19 protein-coding genes are annotated in these 20503 nt (G+C 45.5%); 6 read left to right on the top strand and 13 right to left on the bottom strand.

Annotated features, from left to right (window positions below):
* Positions 1-377: 377 nt before the first annotated feature.
* The 3 genes from cobD to MKX35_RS28285 form a co-directional block, all read right to left on the bottom strand.
* The gene (gene cobD, locus MKX35_RS28295; RefSeq protein ID WP_076298270.1) at positions 378-1466 is read right to left on the bottom strand and encodes a threonine-phosphate decarboxylase CobD; all 1089 of its coding nucleotides are present in this window, start codon (positions 1464-1466) and stop codon (positions 378-380) included.
* Positions 1467-1724: 258 nt separating this feature from the next.
* On the bottom strand, positions 1725-2471 hold the full coding sequence (gene map, locus MKX35_RS28290) for a type I methionyl aminopeptidase (RefSeq protein ID WP_076284095.1): 747 nt from the start codon (positions 2469-2471) through the stop codon (positions 1725-1727).
* A 7-nt stretch (positions 2472-2478) separates the two neighbouring features.
* Positions 2479-3063: a TetR/AcrR family transcriptional regulator gene (locus tag MKX35_RS28285; protein ID WP_076298271.1), complete on the bottom strand. Its 585-nt coding sequence runs from the start codon at positions 3061-3063 to the stop codon at positions 2479-2481.
* 281 nt (positions 3064-3344) lie between these two features.
* Between MKX35_RS28285 and MKX35_RS28280 the strand changes: the two genes are divergently transcribed.
* Positions 3345-4346 carry a lipoate--protein ligase gene (locus MKX35_RS28280; RefSeq protein ID WP_042185606.1) on the top strand — a complete coding sequence of 334 codons (1002 nt, stop codon included), beginning with the start codon at positions 3345-3347 and terminating at the stop codon, positions 4344-4346.
* 85 nt (positions 4347-4431) lie between these two features.
* On the opposite strand, the gene MKX35_RS28275 is transcribed toward MKX35_RS28280, so the two are convergent.
* Positions 4432-5145 carry a metal-dependent hydrolase gene (locus MKX35_RS28275; protein WP_076298272.1) on the bottom strand — a complete coding sequence of 238 codons (714 nt, stop codon included), beginning with the start codon at positions 5143-5145 and terminating at the stop codon, positions 4432-4434.
* A gap of 229 nt (positions 5146-5374) precedes the next feature.
* Here MKX35_RS28275 and MKX35_RS28270 point away from each other — a divergent pair, with 229 nt between their 5' ends.
* Positions 5375-6322, top strand: a complete 948-nt coding sequence (locus MKX35_RS28270) for a DMT family transporter (protein ID WP_076284092.1) — start codon at positions 5375-5377, stop codon at positions 6320-6322.
* Positions 6323-6334: 12 nt separating this feature from the next.
* Positions 6335-7138, top strand: coding sequence for a Cof-type HAD-IIB family hydrolase (locus MKX35_RS28265; RefSeq protein WP_042124947.1), 804 nt, complete (start codon positions 6335-6337; stop codon positions 7136-7138).
* A 279-nt stretch (positions 7139-7417) separates the two neighbouring features.
* On the opposite strand, the gene MKX35_RS28260 is transcribed toward MKX35_RS28265, so the two are convergent.
* Positions 7418-9151, bottom strand: a complete 1734-nt coding sequence (locus MKX35_RS28260) for an ABC transporter ATP-binding protein (RefSeq protein WP_341044504.1) — start codon at positions 9149-9151, stop codon at positions 7418-7420.
* A gap of 354 nt (positions 9152-9505) precedes the next feature.
* On the opposite strand from MKX35_RS28260, the gene MKX35_RS28255 reads away from it, so the two are divergent.
* Positions 9506-10723: a sugar efflux transporter gene (locus tag MKX35_RS28255; RefSeq protein ID WP_076298274.1), complete on the top strand. Its 1218-nt coding sequence runs from the start codon at positions 9506-9508 to the stop codon at positions 10721-10723.
* Positions 10724-10752: 29 nt separating this feature from the next.
* On the opposite strand, the gene MKX35_RS28250 is transcribed toward MKX35_RS28255, so the two are convergent.
* The 5 genes from MKX35_RS28250 to cysT all read right to left on the bottom strand — a co-directional run bounded on the left by MKX35_RS28250 (position 10753) and on the right by cysT (position 15819).
* Positions 10753-11544, bottom strand: a complete 792-nt coding sequence (locus MKX35_RS28250) for an MBL fold metallo-hydrolase (RefSeq protein ID WP_076298275.1) — start codon at positions 11542-11544, stop codon at positions 10753-10755.
* 211 nt (positions 11545-11755) lie between these two features.
* On the bottom strand, positions 11756-12823 hold the full coding sequence (locus tag MKX35_RS28245) for a sulfate ABC transporter substrate-binding protein (RefSeq protein ID WP_076298276.1): 1068 nt from the start codon (positions 12821-12823) through the stop codon (positions 11756-11758).
* Between the two features lie 320 nt (positions 12824-13143).
* Entirely contained in the window at positions 13144-14208 is a 1065-nt protein-coding gene (locus tag MKX35_RS28240; RefSeq protein WP_042124940.1) for a sulfate/molybdate ABC transporter ATP-binding protein, read from the bottom strand.
* Between the two features lies 1 nt (position 14209).
* The gene (locus tag MKX35_RS28235) at positions 14210-15007 is read right to left on the bottom strand and encodes a sulfate ABC transporter permease subunit (protein WP_076284087.1); all 798 of its coding nucleotides are present in this window, start codon (positions 15005-15007) and stop codon (positions 14210-14212) included.
* Positions 15004-15819: a sulfate ABC transporter permease subunit CysT gene (gene cysT, locus MKX35_RS28230; protein ID WP_076284086.1), complete on the bottom strand. Its 816-nt coding sequence runs from the start codon at positions 15817-15819 to the stop codon at positions 15004-15006. Before cysT ends, MKX35_RS28235 begins: the two co-directional genes overlap by 4 nt.
* Before the next feature lie 206 nt (positions 15820-16025).
* Here cysT and MKX35_RS28225 point away from each other — a divergent pair, with 206 nt between their 5' ends.
* The gene (locus tag MKX35_RS28225) at positions 16026-16427 is read left to right on the top strand and encodes a secondary thiamine-phosphate synthase enzyme YjbQ (RefSeq protein WP_076298277.1); all 402 of its coding nucleotides are present in this window, start codon (positions 16026-16028) and stop codon (positions 16425-16427) included.
* A 141-nt stretch (positions 16428-16568) separates the two neighbouring features.
* On the opposite strand, the gene MKX35_RS28220 is transcribed toward MKX35_RS28225, so the two are convergent.
* The 3 genes from MKX35_RS28220 to MKX35_RS28210 form a co-directional block, all read right to left on the bottom strand.
* The gene (locus tag MKX35_RS28220; RefSeq protein ID WP_076284085.1) at positions 16569-17150 is read right to left on the bottom strand and encodes a TetR/AcrR family transcriptional regulator; all 582 of its coding nucleotides are present in this window, start codon (positions 17148-17150) and stop codon (positions 16569-16571) included.
* Positions 17151-17154: 4 nt separating this feature from the next.
* On the bottom strand, positions 17155-17787 hold the full coding sequence (locus MKX35_RS28215; protein ID WP_076284084.1) for a YigZ family protein: 633 nt from the start codon (positions 17785-17787) through the stop codon (positions 17155-17157).
* Between the two features lie 131 nt (positions 17788-17918).
* Positions 17919-19274, bottom strand: a complete 1356-nt coding sequence (locus MKX35_RS28210; protein ID WP_076298278.1) for a glucose-6-phosphate isomerase — start codon at positions 19272-19274, stop codon at positions 17919-17921.
* Positions 19275-19508: 234 nt separating this feature from the next.
* Here MKX35_RS28210 and MKX35_RS28205 point away from each other — a divergent pair, with 234 nt between their 5' ends.
* Positions 19509-20408 carry an NAD(P)-dependent oxidoreductase gene (locus MKX35_RS28205; RefSeq protein WP_076298279.1) on the top strand — a complete coding sequence of 300 codons (900 nt, stop codon included), beginning with the start codon at positions 19509-19511 and terminating at the stop codon, positions 20406-20408.
* The last annotated feature ends 95 nt before the right edge of the window (positions 20409-20503 follow it).

Raw genomic sequence — 20503 nt, 5'->3', positions numbered from 1 at the left:
GCCATTCTGCTGTATTTCTTGCAATAGAATGTCACGTAAAAACCTAATTCGCATCATTTTCCAAATTTCTATTGTACACAGTGCTATAGAATCGAATTGCTACGCCAGCAAAGCGAGTTCTGTTGTACGAAATACAACGAATGCACTTTGGAGGATGTCCATCAGAAGCTATCTCACCAAACTTTGTTACAACCCTAAGCATGCGAGCTGAAGCCCGCCATCCGGTATCAAATCGCAACTTCTGCGGTACTTGAGTCACTTATTCATTAGAATCCCTGCCTTCTCTACGCCGCGAGTGTCACTTACAGTAGACTCCCATCCCCTGAGCTACACCAGACACTTTAACAGCAAACCCGCTGCCCTCTAAGCTACACAGTTCACTTATCCGCCAGAATTTCCTTCATCTGTTTTAGCAGCCGGACATTATCCTCATGTCCCTTAACGGCTACCCGGATATGCTCGCCTCCTAGACCGGGGTACATGGCACAGCTGCGCACCAGTATACCGACACGCCCAAGACGGGTCTGCATCTCAGCCGCACTCCACGGCGAAGGCAGGCCACAGAGCAGAAAGTTGGCTTCGCCTGGCGGCACTTCGCAGCCTAGCTGCATAAGGCCTTGCCGCAGCAGCTCCCGTTCCGTGGCGATCAGTTCGCGTGTGCGACGTCCATACTCGTGCCCACACTCAAGGCAGGCTTCGCCTGCCAGCAGCGCCAAACCATTCACGCTCCAGGTAACCTGCTTTCCGGTCATCGCCTTTGCCAGCTCCGGATGCGAAATGGCAAACCCGAGACGCAGTCCGGGAATCGCATAAAATTTCGTCATCGACCGTACCAAAATCGTATGCGGAAACTGATCCAGATCCGGCAAAAGCGTATTTCGTTCTGCTTCTGGAATAAAATCAATAAAGGCTTCATCCACAGCCAAATACGTCCCGTAGCTTTCAGCTTTCTGCGCTAACCAGCGCAGCTCATCCACACTATACTGAACGCCATTAGGGTTGTTCGGCTGGCCAAGGAACAGCAGATCAACCTTCTCCAGCAGCCCGGCAATCTCGTTCACTCCAGCTCGGAAGTGCTGTTCCCATGTCCCCTGAACAGATAATACTTCTGCGCCGAATTGCACAGATAGCTGCCGGTACTCAGAGAAACAAGGTTCTACGATACCTACCTTTTGCGGAGCAATCGCAAGCAGCAACAATGCCATAGCTTCTGCGGCTCCGTTGCCTACCGTCAACCAACTACTATGTACACCAAGGTCCTCTGCTAGCAGACTTTTGAAGCGTCGATGTCCAGGGTCAGGGTAGGCAACCACCGTAGACAATGCTGTTCTAAGTAGCTCTAAGACGGCTGGCGGAGGCCCAATAGGATTGATGTTTGCACTGAAATCAAGAAATGTGCCACCAGCCTCCTCATAAAGTTCCGCAGCTGTTAGCAAATCACCGCCGTGGCCGTATTTTTCAAGCATATTTACACTCCCTCTATCCACTTTCGTTTGTTCGATATGTATCTCATTGCCACCATTATTGCGTCTTTACCGGGATTACGTCAATGCTCACTAAAGGAATCACCTGAATAACCGCTTGCCTCAAATCGACATTAAAATCTACGAGATGTCAAAAGATAATAAAGTTCTAGACTGGCAGCCTCATCAGATCTATGGACACGCTGTCCCCGAATACGAAAAAAAGAAGTCGACCATTTCGTTGGTCGACTTCTTTTTTTTCTATTGCGCGGTCAAAATTTGTGGACCTTCAGCCGTAATGGCAATCGTATGCTCGTATTGGGCGGCGAGCTTGTTGTCCATCGTCCGTGCGGTCCAGCCGTCCGGATCGATTGTCATCAAGTAGGTACCTTCGGTGATCATGGGCTCAATCGTGAACACCATACCTTCCTTGATACGTGGGCCTTTTCCAGGCTTGCCAACATGCATATAAGTCGGCTCCTCGTGCAGGTCGCGGCCGATGCCATGAGCGAGAAGGTCGCGCACGACGCCGAAACCGTGTGATTCCGCATGCCGCTGAATCGCGCTCGTCACATCGCCGAGTCGATTGCCAGGCTGAGCCTGCTCGATGCCCAGATCAAGACATTCCTTCGTGACACGCATCAACTTCTCGGCCATCGGCGAGATCTGCCCTACCGCATAACTCCAGGCCGAATCGCCGAGCCAGCCATCGAGCTCAGCGACCGTGTCAATCGTCACGATATCCCCTTCCTCAAGTGGCTTATTGCTAGGGAAGCCATGCGCGATTACATCGTTGGCGGAGGCACAGGTCGCATATTGATAGCCCCTATAGCCTTTCTGGTATGGCTTTGCGCCGTGCTTCAACATAATGTCCTCGAATATGCGCTCAATCTCGTTGGTGGTAATACCCGGTTTGATAAGCGGGGCGATTGTACGATGACATTCAGCCACCACTTGGCATGCCTTGCGGATAGCCTCAATTTCATGCTTGCTTTTTAAAATGACCATGTTCGTATCAGGACCCCTTCGTAATAGCTTGGATAGCGAGTCGGGCGATTCGATCGACGTTCAGATCGGAATTGCCCGCATAGTAGTGCAGCCCACAGCAACCGACCAGCACAGCAAGCATATGGTCGACGCTGTCGTCTTCGCACTGGGCGATCGATTGGAGTGGAACGTACAGGCGTTCCATAAACCGTCTCTTGGCGTGGTGTCGATCCCTTTCAGACAAGCCTACATAATGTTCCGCCGCCATTTTGTAGACGAGATATGCGCGGGCGTCCGACTGCCACAGCTGGAGCAGTGCTTTACAATACATCAACAACTGCCTGTCATCCGGTGGGCTGCCGCTGATGTCCGCCCATTTTGCGATAACTTGCTCACATCGCTCAAAGCCGCTTTCTAACACATCTTCTATTAATAAATGCCGGTTGGGATAATAATGGTATACTGTGCCGTAACCAAGACCTGCCTCGCGGGCGACGTCGCGAATATCAAAGCTGCCGCCCGTGCGAAAGTAGGAGCGCGCGGCGACGTCCAGGATCTGTTCTTTGCGCTGTATGCGTATGAGCTCATTTTGTTCTTTGGTACGGGGGCACATAACGTGTAACCTCCTTATTTAGACCTGCAAATTTGTCGATATAAAAATAGTAACCCATGGGCTGAAGAAATGCAAAAGATTTGTTGATTTTCGATAAAATGAAGTACTGAACAATAAGACTGGGCGCTGGAAATTCTTCAATTTAAAAATCGCATTAATTCAACGAATCCAGCCTAATACTTTATTTCCACCGAATCACGAAGCGATCTCTTTTGTTAAAAAACTGCTTTTGGTTTAAAATGAGAACTGTAATCAATTTTGCTGCAACGGAGGAACTCACTATGATTTTTATTGATAACACAGGGATTACTGACGCTTCCATCAATTTGGCGATTGAGGAATATGCGCTGAAACACTTGCCGATGGACGAGAGTTACCTGCTTTTTTATATTAACAGCCCATCTATCATCATCGGTAAACATCAAAATACGATTGAAGAAATCAATCAGGAATATGTTAAAGAGAATGATATTAAGGTTGTGCGGCGTTTGTCCGGCGGTGGAGCTGTCTATCACGATCTAGGAAATCTTAACTTCAGCTTCATTACTAAGGACGACGGCCAATCCTTCCATAACTTCCTGAAATTCACCCAGCCGGTGATCGACTACTTGCAAAGCATGGGTGTTAACGCTGAGCTTAGCGGACGGAATGATCTTCAAGTCGGCGAACAAAAAATTTCCGGCAACGCTCAATTCTCCACACGTGGACGCATGTTCAGCCATGGCACACTGATGTTTGACCTCAATTTGGACAATGTACAAGCCTCTCTAAAAGTAAATCCAGAGAAGTTCAAATCGAAGAGCACCAAATCCGTACGTAGTCGCGTAGCCAACATCAAAGAGCTGCTAGGTACAGACATGACCATTGAAGAGTTCCGCTCCGGTCTCCTACGTTCGATCTTTGGCATGGAGCCATCCGAGGTCCCTCAGTATAAGCTTCAGGAAGCAGACTGGGACAAAATCCACGAAATTTCCAAAGAGCACTACCAGAACTGGGACTGGAACTACGGTCTGTCACCAAAAAGCAACGTCAAACACACACGTAAATTTCCTGCTGGAATTATTGATATTCGTATGGATATTGAGGATTCCCTCATTAAGGACATCAAAATCTATGGTGACTTCTTTGGGGTTGGTGACGTAGTAGATGTTGAAAATGCACTTCGTGGCAAACGTTATAATGAGGCAGAGGTTAGAGAAGCATTAGCTGATCTGGATTTGAAGCATTATTTTGGACGTATTGAGCCGGAGGACTTTATCGGACTGGTTTTCCTAGAAGAATAGTTACACAAAAATAAAGGGGCCTGCTTATCCTATGCGCAAATTTGCGTAAAGAATAGACAAGCCCCTTTTTCATATTCATTTTAGTTCAAGTAGAAAGTATAAATACATAGACAACGAACGCTAGAGTCAGCATGATGCAGATGTTCTCTACGGCTCCACCTTTTTTCGTGCCTGTACTCATTAGCTTTAGACGCAGCTTAAAGGGTATTGGCGGCAGGGGTGTAATTCCCCGTTGGGTAAGAGAGTCAGCTAGTAGGTGAAGCGCATACGACATGCCCCCAGCTATCCATAGACTGCCACCGTCATTTATACCCGCTGAGGCAAAATACAATAAGGCGCTCCAGCCCGCAACTCCATACAAGGTATGTGTCAGTCCACGATGAGGAACAACCGATGAGACTACAAGCACGCACGCTGCAATGTAGTTCCATGGATCATAGGCTTCCCCGAAGGCAAAGAGTGCTATGGCAATCAAGATCATGACCAAATGGCGCAGCTTTCGACTAGGCAGGAAAGATACACTTCCGACTAGCAATGCCAGCACAATGTTCCAAGGACGTTCCACGATTCCGGCAAAATAGAGATAAATCGCCGCACCTATCAAAGCAATTTGCAGCACTCTTAATAGAAATTCTGGAATCGCCTTACGCACGAGCAGTGAATTCGGTTCATCAATGTCAGGCAGCAAGGAACTTAATGCTGCGACCGCAATAACCGGAATCGTAATCTCATGCGACATCAAACTCATTACAGATAGGGTAACCCCAGTGCTGATTATTAAATGGGATCTGCCCATCATGGTGAAACCGCTCCTTTCTAAGATGCGAAAAACAAGAACAAATGTGCGGTTATCGAAGTATATCAAGACCCTGTTTTTTTGTCTAGCCTAATCCCTTAAATCCCTTTAAATATAAGCCTTTGAGCGATTCCTATCTTGTCCTCCCCATGAATATACGATACAATTTGGACAACTTGACATTGTCGTTCTTACAAGGACGGCATTTGCCGAAGAGAGGATGACCTAAGAAGTGAAGCGTTCCCGTATGGCCGATTTCAGCCTGCTACTTGTGGCGATGATGTGGGGATGCACCTTTCTGATTGTTCAAAATGCTGTCAAAGTGCTCCCTCCACTCGCGTTTAACAGCATCCGCTTTACAGGTGCTGCCCTGTTGCTGGCTCTAATCACTTTTATTTTTTACCGCAAGGAGTGGAAACAGCTAAGTTTCCGCATGGTACGTGATTCTCTGCTGCTAGGCCTTTTTTTGTTTATGGGCTATGGCTTCCAGACCATGGGACTTCTATATACAACCACCTCCAATACCGGGTTTATTACCGGTCTATCGGTCGTATTGGTTCCGTTTCTCTCTCTGGCGCTACTAAAGCATGCCATTTCACGTTACACTTGGTTCAGCGCGGCGCTTGCCGCAGTAGGTCTTTATCTGCTGACCTTCACCGGCTCTGCTTTGTCCCTGAATAAAGGCGATGCTTTGATCTTGCTCTGCGCCATAGCTTTTGCGCTACAAGTCGCATATACTGGCGTTTATGCACCTCATTATCCGGCGTTGCCGCTGGCAACCTTGCAGCTCGCCTTCGTTGGACTGTTCAGCATTGTCGCTTCGCTTATTTTTGAAGGAGCTGCACCGCTGGCACACAGCGCAGAGCTTATCAAGGACCCGGACGTTCTCTGGGCACTTTTAATCTCTATTGGTCCTACCAGCGCTTTTGCTTTCTGGATTCAAACCGCCTGCCAGAAATACACTACGCCTTCCCGGGTAGCCATTATTTATGCCACAGAACCTGTATTCGCTGTTCTGACAGGCTTAGCCTTTGGCGGAGAAACGCTTGGTATGTCCGCTCTGCTCGGTTGTGGTTGTATTCTGGGAGCTATGCTTATGGCAGAGCTGAGCCCGGAACCGGGTCAGAATCAACATAAGAAGAATTATTTTTCCAAATTACATTTATTTAGAAAGAGATAAGGAGAGAGACAAATGTACAAATTGATCGCGATTGATATTGATGACACTCTAATTAACGATGACAAGGAAGTAACACCCGCTACACAGACTGCGCTTGAAGAGGCTGTAGCTGCTGGCGTTGTTGTAACCCTTGCTACAGGCCGAGCTTATGCTTCTGCGCAAGCCATTGCCCGTCAAACTGGACTTAACGTGCCAATCATCACTTACCAAGGCGCACTCGTTAAGAACTTGCTCGATGAAAAGGTACTATATGAGCGTTACGTGCCACAAGATGCGGTACACAAGCTGTTCACTTACTGCGTGGAGCATAATCTGCATTTGCAAACTTACATTGACGACAAGCTGTATGCCCGTGAAGACAACCAGAAGATCAAAGATTATACAGACCTGAACAAAACGCCATATTATATTGAACCAGATTGGGAGAAGCTTGTTCCACAAAAAACACCAAAAATGCTGATTATCGATGATCCTGCATTCTTGGATGAGCTGGCTCCAATTCTACGTGAATTGCTCGGCGATTCCGTGCATATTACCAAATCCAAACCACAATTCCTAGAAATCATGCATCATGAAGGAACCAAGGGAATTGCGCTTGAATTCCTAGCCAATCATTTTGGTTGTGATCTCTCCGAGACTATGGCTATGGGTGACTCTTGGAACGACCATGAGATGCTTGAAGCTGCCGGTCTTGGCGTTGCTATGGCGAACGCTATTCCTGCGCTGAAAGAAATTGCTGATTTCGTAACCCTAAGCAACAATGAAGATGGCGTAAAATACGCGATTGATAAATTCATTCTCAATAAAGTGAACTAAATCGGCTGAACTTAATAGTTTTAGTGATAAAGTTCAGTTGCAACTACGGTGAATATTTGGACTTACGGTCGCTGTTAGGTTTGAATTTCCTGATTTAAACCGTTGTCAATGGTAGAAATTCAAACCTAAAGGCGATCGCTTTCGCTCCTACAGTTCCAAATTCCCCCCTCCATTGCTCCTTCCTTTACCTCAAGTTCTTAAGTTCAATCTATATAAATTCACTTTCTTAAGAAAAGGGTGCTGTAACGTCATGATATATGACGTTGCAACACCCTTTTGTTATTTCAGCAAGCTCGGTATTCCTGTAGATGCAAACTCTAATGCCTCTTGCTCTTGCTCACCCTCCCCAGCCTCTTCCTCTTCCAGCTGAGAATAGTACAAGCCATGATATCTTCCTTCTGCTGCAAGTAGCTCCTCGTGGGTACCACTCTCCACAATTTCACTGTTCTCCATCACTATAATGACATCAGCGTTCTGAATCGTTGATAGACGGTGAGCGATAACGAGTGTGGTTTTGTCTCCCATTAATTTACGAATCGCTTGCTGCACCAGCTTCTCCGATTCATTATCAAGCGCAGCAGTAGCTTCATCCAGCAACAAAATTGGAGAGTTCCTAAGAATCGCTCTCGCAATCGATAGTCGCTGGCGTTGTCCACCGGACAGGCGTGAACCTTCCTCACCGATATCTGTATCGAGGCCCTCCGGTAAGTCCATTACAAAATCATAAGCGTTCGCTTGTCGCAAAGCTTCCAGAATTTCATGCTCATCTGCATCTGGATTTCCATTTCGGATGTTATCACGGATACTTCCTGTATAAAGCCCAGACTCTTGCGGCACATAAGAGAAGTGACTCCTAAGTTTGGCTAAACTCATCTCGCTTGTCTTCTCATTATTTATAAACACTTCACCCTCATCAGGTTCATATAACCCAAGGAGTACCTTAAAAAGTGTAGATTTCCCTCCACCGCTCGGTCCCACAATTGCCATTTGAGCCCCTTTGTGAAGCTCTAAGCTGATTTTGTTCAAACTACGTCTCTCCGCTCCCGGATAAGAGAAGGATACCGAGGACATGACCATACGCTCAAATTCAGGCTGTTTCGTAGCTGCTTCGGGTAAAGCCTCCACTTCTACAGGGCTATCCAACACTTCAAAGATCCGTCCCGCCGCCCCAAGTGATTGCTGCATCGAATTGATCAGTCCTGGCAATGCCGAGAACGGCATCACTAAATAATTCATGAGCTGGATGAAAGCAATCATCGCACCGACCTCAAGTGATCCTTTTGCCACAAAATAACCAGCCACGACCAGCGCCAGAAGAAACGTAAAGTTTCCCAAAAAAGAGGAGAATGAGCCAGTAGCTCCCTCTATTCTTCCCCGTTTTAATTCTTCGGAAGTGATATTCTCACTATGTTCCTGATATTGCTTCATTAGTCTGCGTTCAATGCTAAAGGATTTAAACACCATACTACTGCCTAGAATGTCATGTAAAAAGGAAGTAATCTTGCTCATATTAGTCTGAATCTTCACACTGTTCTCACGCATCGCTGAACCGAAGATTTTTCCCGTAAGGAACATCAAAGGACCCATTGCAAAACAGATCAATGCCAGTAGCCAGTTAATATAGAGCAAATAACCAAAAGCCGCGAGAGCAAGCAAAGGGTTACGGATTAAATCAATCATTACCTCGCCGGTAGCATTACCCACAGATTGATTATCATTAGTAAAGCGGGACAACAAATCTCCGGAGTGATTACGGTCAAAATAAGACTGAGGAAGAGCTAAAGCATGTCGCATCATATCTAGCCGCAGTTCATTTCTGATCTTGGCTGAGATTTTATTTTTGAGATAGCGATCGAAAAAACCGTTGATTGCACTCACTAATAAGTAGATTAATCCGAATATAACCAGCCCTTTAAAAGCTTTCACATCAAGTCTAACCGCCGCATCCGTAATTACTGAGAGCAGCCAAGCAATCGTTAAATCCAGAACAATCCCAAATAAAGTCGTAAACAATAAAATCGTATATAAGAGCTTGTGCCTTAACATGTATGTACTTAATCTTGAGAAAACACCTTTCTGCTTCAAAAAAATCAGCCCTCTCCCCTATTAGCTACTTATTACTCCCTTCCTGTCGTTGATAATTATTCTATATATGTAAATATAAGACGGCAATACTTTCTGATTATAAAGGATAAACATGATTCTGAATACCGAATGCAATAGATATCACAAAAGGAACATCAACTGTCCGAGATTTGCCCGAGTGATGCCCCTTAGCCAAATCGCATATATATTGTTGCTGTCTTTTTCATGTATACTAGAACCAGTTTGACTATCTTAACAAAAATAGAGGAGTAACATCACAACATGATCAAAAGACTTACTGCACTATTTTCAATTCCCTCTTATGCCTTACTCTTTTTATGTATGCTACTTCAGGGAATGGGGATTTCACTCAGTTCACCCTTCTTATCCATTTATTTCACGGAACAGCTTGGCGTATCTGTCGGATTGTTTGGTGTTTTTCTAGCCACCACGTTAATTGCCGGAATATGGATCAGTACACTAATCGGGAGACGCTCTGACCTCGGCTTAAATCGAAAAAACATTTACTTTGTTGCCACACTCTGTAATGCGCTGGCTTATAGCGGGTACTTGCTCATTCAGGATTTCACGATCTTGTTCATCTACATGATTGTGTTCACCGCCCTCGGTGCACCAGGGATGCCTCAATTGTTCGCCATTGCTAGAGAAGCAGTGAATAAGAGCAATTTTACGGATACTGCGTTTGCTAATTCTACCTTGCGTTCAGCTTTCTCTCTCGGCTTTATTACAGGTCCTTTAATCGGCACCCTGCTAATCGCTGCTGTTGGGTTTAAGGGGATTTTCACGGGTACGATCGGAGTATTCCTGCTTGTTGCCTTACTCGTTTTCTTCTTTCTCAAATCAAATACAGATACAGAGCTGAGCAGCAACAAAGCTGAAGTAAAAGTGAAAACTTTCCGGCTCAGTCAGAACCGCAATATTCTGCTTCCTTTTCTGATTCTGATACTCATGTATGTAGCTCACTGGACGAGCAGCATCAATACGGCACTCTTTATTACAAACAATCTAGGGGGATCGACAAGTGATGTCGGTCTAGTCAGCAGTATATGTGCTGCGCTGGAAATTCCATTTATGATTATGCTCGGTCTACTCAGTGCGAAGTACAGTAACCGAGCATTGATGATGTGCGGGGCCATTTTAGGAGGAGCATATTATCTCGTTGTCATTTTCTCAGGCGAGATGTGGCAGATACTTGCAGCCCAAGTTCTACTCGCCGTTTTCGTTGCTGTGATATCAGCAATTGGCATTAGCTACATCCAGGATCTGCTCCCAAACATGCCTGGGTATGCATCCACTCTTTACTCTAATTCATCCACGATCGGTAGACTGATTGGGAGTCTTGTTGGCGGGGGCTTAGCCAGTATTGTAGGTTACCGGTATTCATTTGTGCTCTGTTTTATACTCATCATTGTTTCCTTAGTCATGCTTGCGGTAAGCGGACGTCACCCTTTAAATGAACCAGAACAATTAACTGTTTAATCCGTTTATTTCTACTTGCCCATTCTCTTCTAAAGTGAAGAGAATGGGTTTTTGTATATTGGAATTCTCATACCTGTCTGGGCTAGAGTAACATTCTCCGGTAAAATATATGCTTCTCTCATATCTACATCATGCGACATATGGGTATACACTGCCTTTTTAGGCTTCACGATTTGCAGTAGCTCCGCTGCCTCCGTCATGTCGTACACAGAGCGAGTGGATAGCTCCGCCGCTTCATAATAGAAGCTTGTACCAAGGACCAGCAAGTCCGCCCCATGCATCAGGCGTGTCTCCTCAGCCCCAAGAGATATGGAATCAGGACAATACACCCATGTATAATCTTCCTTCTCTAGCCGAAAGGCGTACGAATATCCATTCTTACCATGGTTTACTTTCCAGGTATCTATCTTCCAGCCGTCCAGTTCTATCCCTTCATCACAGGGAATCATCTCGATGTGATTTCGCAGCCAAGGGTATTGCCGTTCGATAATAGGAATGACTTCTGCTGGAGTATAAAGTTCACCCTTAATGCCTGTCCATCGACAAGCATCTGCCCATTCAGGTAGCCCACCAATATGATCAAAATGAGCATGCGTCACCAGCAGTCTTCGCATATTCCGAACTCCCTGCGCCTCCATCTGACGTCGCCAATCTGGCCCACAATCAATCACTAGAAAGTCACTGCTATTATCTATAAGTACAGAGGAACGCAGCCTTGTATTGCTTCCATGCTCCCTTGCTTCTGTGCAGGTCTCGCAGCTGCAATATACCCGAGGAACACCCATGGCATCCCCAGTACCCAAAAACACCAACGTATCCATAATCTATCTCTCCTTCAGTTCCCATCAAGGAAGTCTTAAATTACCATATGTCTATCTTAAAGATGCTCACCAAAATATCCCCACAAAGTGAAGCTTTGCTTCGATGCGTACCCAGGTACTTTTTGCGGGGGCCCCAATTATATATTTTCGTCAAAAAAGTCATCCCTTAAGCAGTAGCCCTGCTAGGATGACTCTATTTTTACACCTCTACCTATATTCCGGCAAGTACCTGATACCAAATCCCCCGCTTGGAATAAAGCGTGCTTCGCACCTCATCCCAGCCCCCTAAATAATTGATATCGAAGAGACCCGCTGGATCGGGGTAGCGGCTTTTGTTCTCCGCATAGACCTGTTTATCTACGGGACGAAAGCCATATTTTGCAAAGATCTCTTGTGCCTGTGGGGTCATCAAGAAATCAACTAATGCTTCTGCTGCCGCGCGTGTCCCATGCTTATCCGCATACTTCTCTACGACAGCCGCTGGGTTCTCAATCAGCATTGTATTTTTAGGAATAATGACTTCATATTTAACACCCTGAGCTATCCGGGCCAGCAGTTCATTCTCATAGGTGACAATGACATCACCCACTCCATACTCGAAGGCTGCCATAGATGCACGTCCGCTCTTATCCAAAGACTCCACATTGGCATGTACACTTTCTAAAAAAGCTTTCGCTGCTGCTGGATCCTTAATGCCCTCTTGCTCCTCTGACAGCTTCAGACCAGCCCCATAGATCGCGTTAATATCCCACTGCGCACCACCGGATGTTTTGGGATTTGGGTATAACACTTTAATCCCTGGCTTGGCTAAGTCCGCAAAATCGTGAATTCCTTTGGGGTTTCCCTCACGGGTACCAAGTGCGACTACCGAACGTGTCACCATGCCTTGTTCACCCTGCTCTTTCCACGTTGGCGCTACGAGTCCAGCCTTAACCAGCTTCTCGACATCACCTTCCATGGCTAGCAGTGTAACATCCGCTTCGAACCCGCCTACGATTGCACGTGCCTGTGTTCCGGAAGCTTCATAGGACTGTTGAAAACTAATCTCCTGTCCACTATCCGCTTTCCACTGCGCTGCAAATAACGGCAAAATATCTTCCATCGCATCCTTAGCCACACTGTATGCGCCAACGACTAGCGTAACATCCCCTTGCTTCGAAGGATCTGCCATCGTCGTAATCGCCTTCTCATTCCCGCAACCGACTGCCGCCAGCGTGAGTATGGCCAGCATTAGGGCAGCAAAACATCCGTGCAGTTGTCTGCTCCTTTTGAAATTCATTGCGGCCCACATCCTTCGAGATAATGATTTTAAAGACTCTTTGAAAGTAGCTCTATGGCTGAACTAAAAATTCAAGTAACCAACGTTCGGTATTTGCCGTAATACGCGGAATGTTTGGACTTTCGGCCGCTGTTATGCTCTAATTTCTTGATTGGAACCGTATTACGGTTGAAATTAGAGCATAAAGGCGGTCGCTACTGCTCCTACAGTTCCAAACTTCCACTCCATTACTCCATACCTTCACATCAGTTCCTCTAATCCTAGCTCATCACATTCGCTACTCTTCAAAAAAATTGAAAATCATTTTATTTATTTTTATATTAAATAAATATCGGCATCGGATCTTCTTTCAGGTTGTTCTCCTGGATCCAGCTTCGCTCATCATTAAACAGGTAAGCGCGGTGCACAAGAACTGAGATATCCTGTCCCGGCTGCAATGTTTCTTTCTCCAAAGAACGGTAAGTGACCAGTTTATGACCATTAACTTCAACCTCAACGAGCCATTCACTTCCACGGAAATGCAGATGCTTTACGACGCCTTTTTCCGTAGCTGAAGCCATCTTGAACTCATGCAGGTTACCAACTTCAATATACTCCGGACGAATAAGTGCTTTGGTAGGCTTACCATCTCCAGCGCCTTTAAAGCCTTTCACCTCAGAAGCATCTTCAATCAGTGTCGACTCCCCGATGAAAGTTGCCACAAATGGTGTTTTAGGCTCCTTATAAATATCCCAAGGCGTACCCTTTTGTTCCAACTGCCCTTGGTTGATGATCATAATCTCGTCCGCGACTTCAATCGCTTCGTCTTGGTCATGCGTTACGAAGATGGAAGTGATGCCAACACGCTCAATCAGCTCACGTAGCCAAGCGCGCAGCTCCTGACGGATCTTCGCATCAATAGCTGCGAAAGGCTCATCTAAGAGTAATAGCTGTGGTTCAGGCGCGAGTGCACGAGCAAAGGCCACACGCTGGCGTTGTCCACCAGATAGCTGATGCGGATAACGCTTCTCGAAGCCTTTTAACCCCGTAAGCTCTACCAGTTCCATAACACGATCACGAATGGCGGTTTTGCTGGCTTTTTTAACTTTTAATCCAAATGCAATATTATCAAAAACAGTCATATGCTTAAATAATGCATAGTTCTGAAAGACAAAGCCGATCCCGCGCTCTTGAGGAGGAAGATTGTTAACTGTCTGACCATGAAAAATGATCTCGCCATTATCCGGTGTCTCCAGCCCTGCGAGCATACGAAGAATCGAAGTTTTACCGCCACCACTCGGGCCGAGCAGTCCGATCAGATGACCTTTTGTAATGGTGAAATTGACGTCCTTGACCGCATGAAAATCTCCAAAATGCTTATTTAATCCCCGCACTTCCACATGCATATTACTGCACTTCCTTTCTTCTCTTGGTCCATTCCATCAATAACAGTAGACCTGCGGAAAATGCAGCCAGAACTAGCGCTATTCCTCCAGCAGCCGTTACATTAAAATTCTCAACATCCTGATAGACTAGCGTCGTCGCCGTCTGGGTTTTGTTCATAATGTTACCCGAGACCACGAGCACCGCCCCGAACTCACCTAGTGAACGAGCCACCGTAAGGATGACCCCATACACAACCGCCCAACGAATCGAAGGCCAAGTCACCTTCCAAAAAATTGTCCAGCCACGAGCGCCCAGTGTAGAAGCAGCTTCCTCCTGCTGTGAACCAATCTCCTGAAGCACCGGCATTACCTCACGCACCATTAAAGGAAAGGTTACGAACAAGGTAGCAATGATCATTCCGGGAATCGCATAGACGATCTTCAGCCCAATCCCTTCAAAAATCGCACCCAAGGCGCTATCCGGACCCAGCAGCAGGACAATCATCAGCCCGCCAATGACAGGGGACACAGCATAAGGCAAATCAACAATACTGTTAAGCAAGCCCTTTAGACGTCTATTTATCCAGTTCGCCCGGACAAGATACAGCGCCATCATAATTCCGAACAACGTATTTAATAACGTAACTACGATCACAACAAGCCCAGTCATCATAAGCGCATGCAGCGCTTCAGGCCTAGTCAGAGCATTCCAGAAACCACCAAATCCTTCACTAAAAGCACCTATAGCCATTTTCCCTAGCGGTGCAGCGATTAGCAGAAAAAACACCAAGTAGGTGAGTACGATCCACAATTTTCTCATGAGCGTCTCCCCCGCATCTGCAGCATATTAATGAGCCAAAGAATGAGAAAAGATAAGGTCAAGAGAATGACAGAAACCGCTGCTGCGGAAACCGGATTATCACTTTCAACTTCACCAAAAATAAAAACAGAAGATACGAGTGTACGACCTGGAATATTGCCTGCTACGAGGACTACAGCGCCGAATTCAGCAAGCGCCCGCGAGAAGGCGAGCATTCCACCGCTGATCATCCCAGGAGCCATAGAGGGGAGAATAACATGCCAGAAGACTTTAGTTCCCTTGGCACCCATTGTATATGCCGCTTCCTCTTCGGAAGGATCAAGTTCCTCCAGCAAGGGCTGAACCGCTCGAATCACGAAGGGAAAGGTTACGAAGACCATAGCAATTACGATTGCCGGTTGATGAAAAACAATTTCAAAACCAAGCGCTTCTGCAGCCTTGCCGATAAGACTACCAGGTCCGAGCAAGAGCAAAATCATCAAACCACCAACTGCCGTCGGCAGTGCAAATGGTAAATCCACAAGACTATTAAGCAATGCTTTACCAATGAATTGATAACGAATAAGAACCCAGGCAATCATTGTTCCTAAAAAGACATTAATTAAAGTAGCGATGATCGCCAGCTTTAAGGTTAACAGCACCGACTTCCAGGCAATCGGGTCGCTTATGCTTTCCACAAAATTACCGAAACCCAGTGAAAAAGAGTTGTAATAGACCCCAAGTATAGGCAACACAATCAATACTACAAAATAGAGCAAAATTGTAGTTCGGAAACCCCAAGTCCAACCTTTGTGTCTAAGCAGCGAATTCAATGATTTTGCCCTCCCACCTCCGGATAACCGGTCGGTATACTAACCAACATCTCCATTAATTATTCCTATTTATATACTTGGTTTTATATTATTACTACTTTACCAAATCCTTCTCGTTGTCGTCAATTACTTTCAAGTGAATTTGGGGTAAAATATATATAACAAAGGTTAGGAAAAAGTGGCACATCACAGGAAGGGGAATGATTATGCTGCATTCACTGGAGATTACTACAACGAAACGGGATGAATTACGGGATATTACTCGTGAAGTCATTTCTTTTGTGAAAAAAAGCGGGGTGCGTAGCGGGGTGATCGTAGTTTATTGTCCACATACCACCGCAGGAATTGCAATCAATGAGAATGCAGATCCTGATGTGAGGCATGATGTTCTAATGCGTTTGGATGAAGTCTACCCTTGGGAGCATCCGAAGTATCGACATGCTGAAGGCAATACTGCCTCCCACCTTAAGTCTATTACATCCGGACCTTCCCAGAGCATAATCATCCATGATGGCGAACTATTGCTCGGACGTTGGCAGGGTATTTATTTTTGTGAGTTTGATGGACCTAGACGTAGACAATGTTTCTTAAAAATTATTGAGGGATAAACGATGAATGGCCGCTTCCGTTATTGCTACGGAGCGGCCATTAAAATATAACTAGAATTAAATATTACTTTGACCAAGCAGAGAAGTAGTGTTATACCAATGCACAGCTTTAAAGTGTCAACTTATAAAAAAAACAGCATGTTAAAGGCTGCGACATAAGACCTTGATATGAGCTGATGCTGCCTCTTTTACATCCTCAAATGATACTTTATCTTGGATATAATAAGATATAAATCCGTGAGCGGATAAGAACAAGGTTAGCGGCACGTTCTGCCAATCCTCGGACACATATCCCTCTTCCTTCATATGACGGCGTACAATACTTGAGAATAAATCAAAACATCGTCCCTGCTCTGCTCTACAATAAGCCAGCAGCTCTTCATCACGAATCATAAACATAATTTCATACTGATAAGGATGATCTATTCCAAACCTTATAAACTCCATAATTAGCTGCTCTACTCGAGTCATACCCTCTTCAGGTGGCTTATTCATTACTTGACCAAGCAAAGTAGCCACATGATTAAAATCTTCGACAACAATGGCGTAGAACAATTCCGCCTTTTCTTTGAAATGATAATAGAGAGAGCCGTGGCTGTATCCCAAATGCTGACCGATGCTTCGCATTGAAATCGCTCGATACCCTTTGGTAATAAACAGATGCCTAGCGGCCTCTAATATTCTTTCCCTCGACAACTCCTGCTCCACTGCTCTCCTTGCCATATACCTAATCCCCTTCGCTGTAGTAAATCCGCCGCCCTTCTGTTACCAAGGCTTGCCCTTGGGTTAGATCTGTTATCCATGCCATAAATGCGTCTCCCTCATCATTTCGCGGTAAACATAACAACGTTACTTTATCGGTGAACAAAGTCTCGCCGGTCTGAATACCTCTTCCCCGAAGTTCGTTCTCAACCTTGCCTAGCCAAGTGTAATCAATTTCTACGAATACCTCTCGTCTTAGCACACGGGTGATTACTTCTCCTGCTTCAAGCGCAAGCACTGCCCCATCCGTATAAGCTCTAATCAGCCCTCCGGCACCCAGCATAATGCCTCCGAAATAACGGGTAACAACAATTGCGACATTTTTAACTCCCTGGTTGCGAATTACTTCCAAAATCGGTTTGCCGGCTGTTCCACTCGGCTCCCCGTCGTCCGATTGCCTCTGGATTTCGTCTCGCTCCCCAATCACATAAGCAGAACAGTTATGCGTTGCGTCCCGATGTTTCTTCTTGATGTCTTCGATAAACAACAATGCTTCTTCTTCATTCTCAACTGGCATAACATGACCAATGAAGCGAGATTTGCGGATTACGACTTCCTTAGAACCGGAAGATCGCACCGTTCGATATTGTTCTAACATAATTATTCCAGTCCTTATATACATATGATGTCTTCATATAATGTCAGGAGCAGCCCCGGTATTGGATTACCTATGGACTGCTCCTGGTGACTTACACTAGTATGAATGGTCTCTAAATTACTGCTGCAATACTATTCTGTAAGTCTTGCTTCCAGCTCTGCCTTTTCTTTTTCGTAACCCGGTTTGCCAAGCAGCGCAAACATGTTTTTCTTGTATGCTTCAACGCCTGGTTGGTCGAATGGGTTAACACCGAGCAGGTAACCGCTGATGCCGCAAGCTTTTTCAAAGAAGTAAACCAAATAACCAAATGTGTATGGTGTTTGATCAGGAATAGTAACGATAAGGTTAGGTACTTGACCATCTGTATGCGCAAGCATTGTACCTTGGAAAGCCTTCTTATTTACGAAATCCATAGTCTTTCCTGTTAAGAAGTTCAAGCCATCCAGATCATCAGGATCGTTCTCAATGGTCACATGATGAGCCACTTGTTCTACTTGGATTACCGTTTCAAAGATATTACGGTTACCTTCTTGGATAAATTGACCCATGGAGTGTAGATCCGTAGAGAAATCAACGGAAGAAGGATAAATTCCTTTGAAATCCTTACCTTCACTCTCGCCAAACAATTGTTTCCACCACTCCGATACAAAGTGTAAGGAAGGCTCATAGTTCACGAGGATTTCAGTTGTCTTACCTTTGCGATACAGAGCATTACGAACTGCAGCATATTGATAAGCTTGGTTAGTAGCTACATCTGGATTATTGAACTCATCCGCAGCGGCAGCAGCACCTTGCATCATCTCTTCAATGTTAATACCTGCTACAGCGATTGGAAGCAAGCCTACAGGTGTCAATACGGAGTAACGTCCACCTACATCGTCTGGAATGATGAAGGATTCATAACCTTCTTCAGTAGCCAATTTCTTAAGGGCACCTTTTTCCTTGTCTGTAGTAGCGTAAATACGTTTGCGAGCTTCTTCTTTACCATATTTCTTCTCCAGAGCTGCGCGGAAAATGCGGAAAGCAATGGCTGGCTCAGTCGTAGTTCCTGATTTGGAGATTACGTTCACGGAGAAGTCTTTGCCTTCTACTAAATCAAGCAAATGCGTGATGTATGTAGAACTGATGTTATTACCAGCGAAATAAACTTCTGGAGTTTTGCGCTTATCTTTAGAAAGGTTATTGTAAAAAGAATGCGAGAGCGCTTCAATCGCTGCGCGTGCTCCCAGATAAGAACCACCAATACCAATTACAATCAGTACTTCGGAATCGCTCTGGATCTTCTTTGCGGCTTGCTGAATGCGTGCGAATTCTTCCTTATCATAAGCTGATGGAAGATCAATCCATCCAAGATAGTCGGAACCTACACCAGTCTTATTATGCAACTGTTCGTGCGCTAACTTAACTGGAGCGGCAAGGTTGTCAATTTCTTGTTGGTTGAAGAAAGTAAGGGCTTTGGTGTAGTCAAAATTAATCTTCTTAGACATCGGTAATGGAAACCTCCTGTTTATCTCTTTAAATTTGAAACCGCTTGTTACAACTTTATAATTAGGATACTTTAATTTGCCTTGACTGGCAAGGTCTTAGGGCACATCCCGGGCTTTAGAACCAAGTTTTCGAAAGTTTCATGGAAGCGTTTCCCGCATCATTAGGCATGGCTGAGCTGTGGTGCTAGCCTAAGTGCCATGATAGAATGAAGAAAACGGAAGGTGGCTATACAAATGAAACAAATCGGTTTTATCGGACTTGGAACAATGGGAGCGCCAATGGCTTCCAACTTGCTTCGTGGCGGCTTTCAGGTGACGGTGTATAACCGTACAGCAGCTAAATGTAAACCTCTTGAAGCAGAGGGTGCCCAGACTGCCCTTACGCCACGTGCCGCCGCTGAAGGTAAGGATGTTATTATTACCATGATCAGTAATGATGATTCGGTTCGTGAAGTGTTTTATGGTCAGGATGGTATTCTTGATGCACTTAAGCCAGGCGGCTTAATTATTGATTCCAGCACAATTTCTCCAGGACTAGTTCACGAAATTGCCACTGCTGTAGAAGCTCGAGGTGGACATTTCCTTGACGCGCCAGTGACCGGAAGCAAGCCGGCAGCTATTGAAGGAACCTTGGTGTTCATGGTTGGCGGCAGTGCTGAAGTTATAGAACAGCATCGCGATATATTCGATACTTTGGGCAAAAAGCTGATACATATGGGTGAGAACGGCAGTGGTGCTGTAGCCAAGCTGGCTCATAATGCTATGGTCGGCATTCATAACGTTGCCCTGGCTGAAGGATTCGCTATCGCTGTAAAATCAGGTGTTCCAGCTGACAAGTTCCTTGAACTAGTGCAGCTTGGTTCTGCGGGTAGCAAACAAGCAGAGCTTAAAGGCCGTAAAATCATAGAAAATGATTTCAGCAATCAGTTCTCCCTTGCATTAATGTTAAAGGATTTGAAGTTAGCCTCCGCCCACAGCGATTTCACAGGCGTCCCTTCTCCAATGCTGGGACTAGCCAAAAGTATGTTCCAAGCTGGGTTTACCCAAGGCTATGGCGACGAAGACCTCTCCGCTGTAGTGAAATGCTATGAAGAGTGGATCGGACAAAAAATGGGTTCTACTGTATCAGAATAACATTTCACTTACTCATGACCGTTTCCACATGATTTCCAATGTGAGAGGCGGTCTTTTTTAACGAATTTTCAATCTAAAAATACGAACACTTGTTC

Source organism: Paenibacillus sp. FSL R5-0923, from assembly GCF_038009145.1.
Taxonomy (GTDB): Bacteria; Bacillota; Bacilli; order Paenibacillales; family Paenibacillaceae; genus Paenibacillus_AQ.
Note: the sequence above shows the minus strand (reverse complement) of the source record. Positions and strands in the feature narration are given on the sequence as shown.

Coding starts and splice junctions, on each gene's coding strand:
- cobD (WP_076298270.1), bottom strand. CDS start 1,466: ATGCTTGAAAAATACGGCCACGGCGGTGATTTGCTAACAGCTGCGGAA.
- map (WP_076284095.1), bottom strand. CDS start 2,471: ATGGTCATTTTAAAAAGCAAGCATGAAATTGAGGCTATCCGCAAGGCA.
- MKX35_RS28285 (WP_076298271.1), bottom strand. CDS start 3,063: ATGTGCCCCCGTACCAAAGAACAAAATGAGCTCATACGCATACAGCGC.
- MKX35_RS28280 (WP_042185606.1), top strand. CDS start 3,345: ATGATTTTTATTGATAACACAGGGATTACTGACGCTTCCATCAATTTG.
- MKX35_RS28275 (WP_076298272.1), bottom strand. CDS start 5,145: ATGATGGGCAGATCCCATTTAATAATCAGCACTGGGGTTACCCTATCT.
- MKX35_RS28265 (WP_042124947.1), top strand. CDS start 6,335: ATGTACAAATTGATCGCGATTGATATTGATGACACTCTAATTAACGAT.
- MKX35_RS28255 (WP_076298274.1), top strand. CDS start 9,506: ATGATCAAAAGACTTACTGCACTATTTTCAATTCCCTCTTATGCCTTA.
- MKX35_RS28250 (WP_076298275.1), bottom strand. CDS start 11,544: ATGGATACGTTGGTGTTTTTGGGTACTGGGGATGCCATGGGTGTTCCT.
- MKX35_RS28245 (WP_076298276.1), bottom strand. CDS start 12,823: ATGAATTTCAAAAGGAGCAGACAACTGCACGGATGTTTTGCTGCCCTA.
- MKX35_RS28240 (WP_042124940.1), bottom strand. CDS start 14,208: ATGCATGTGGAAGTGCGGGGATTAAATAAGCATTTTGGAGATTTTCAT.
- MKX35_RS28235 (WP_076284087.1), bottom strand. CDS start 15,007: ATGAGAAAATTGTGGATCGTACTCACCTACTTGGTGTTTTTTCTGCTA.
- MKX35_RS28225 (WP_076298277.1), top strand. CDS start 16,026: ATGCTGCATTCACTGGAGATTACTACAACGAAACGGGATGAATTACGG.
- MKX35_RS28220 (WP_076284085.1), bottom strand. CDS start 17,150: ATGGCAAGGAGAGCAGTGGAGCAGGAGTTGTCGAGGGAAAGAATATTA.
- MKX35_RS28215 (WP_076284084.1), bottom strand. CDS start 17,787: ATGTTAGAACAATATCGAACGGTGCGATCTTCCGGTTCTAAGGAAGTC.
- MKX35_RS28210 (WP_076298278.1), bottom strand. CDS start 19,274: ATGTCTAAGAAGATTAATTTTGACTACACCAAAGCCCTTACTTTCTTC.
- MKX35_RS28205 (WP_076298279.1), top strand. CDS start 19,509: ATGAAACAAATCGGTTTTATCGGACTTGGAACAATGGGAGCGCCAATG.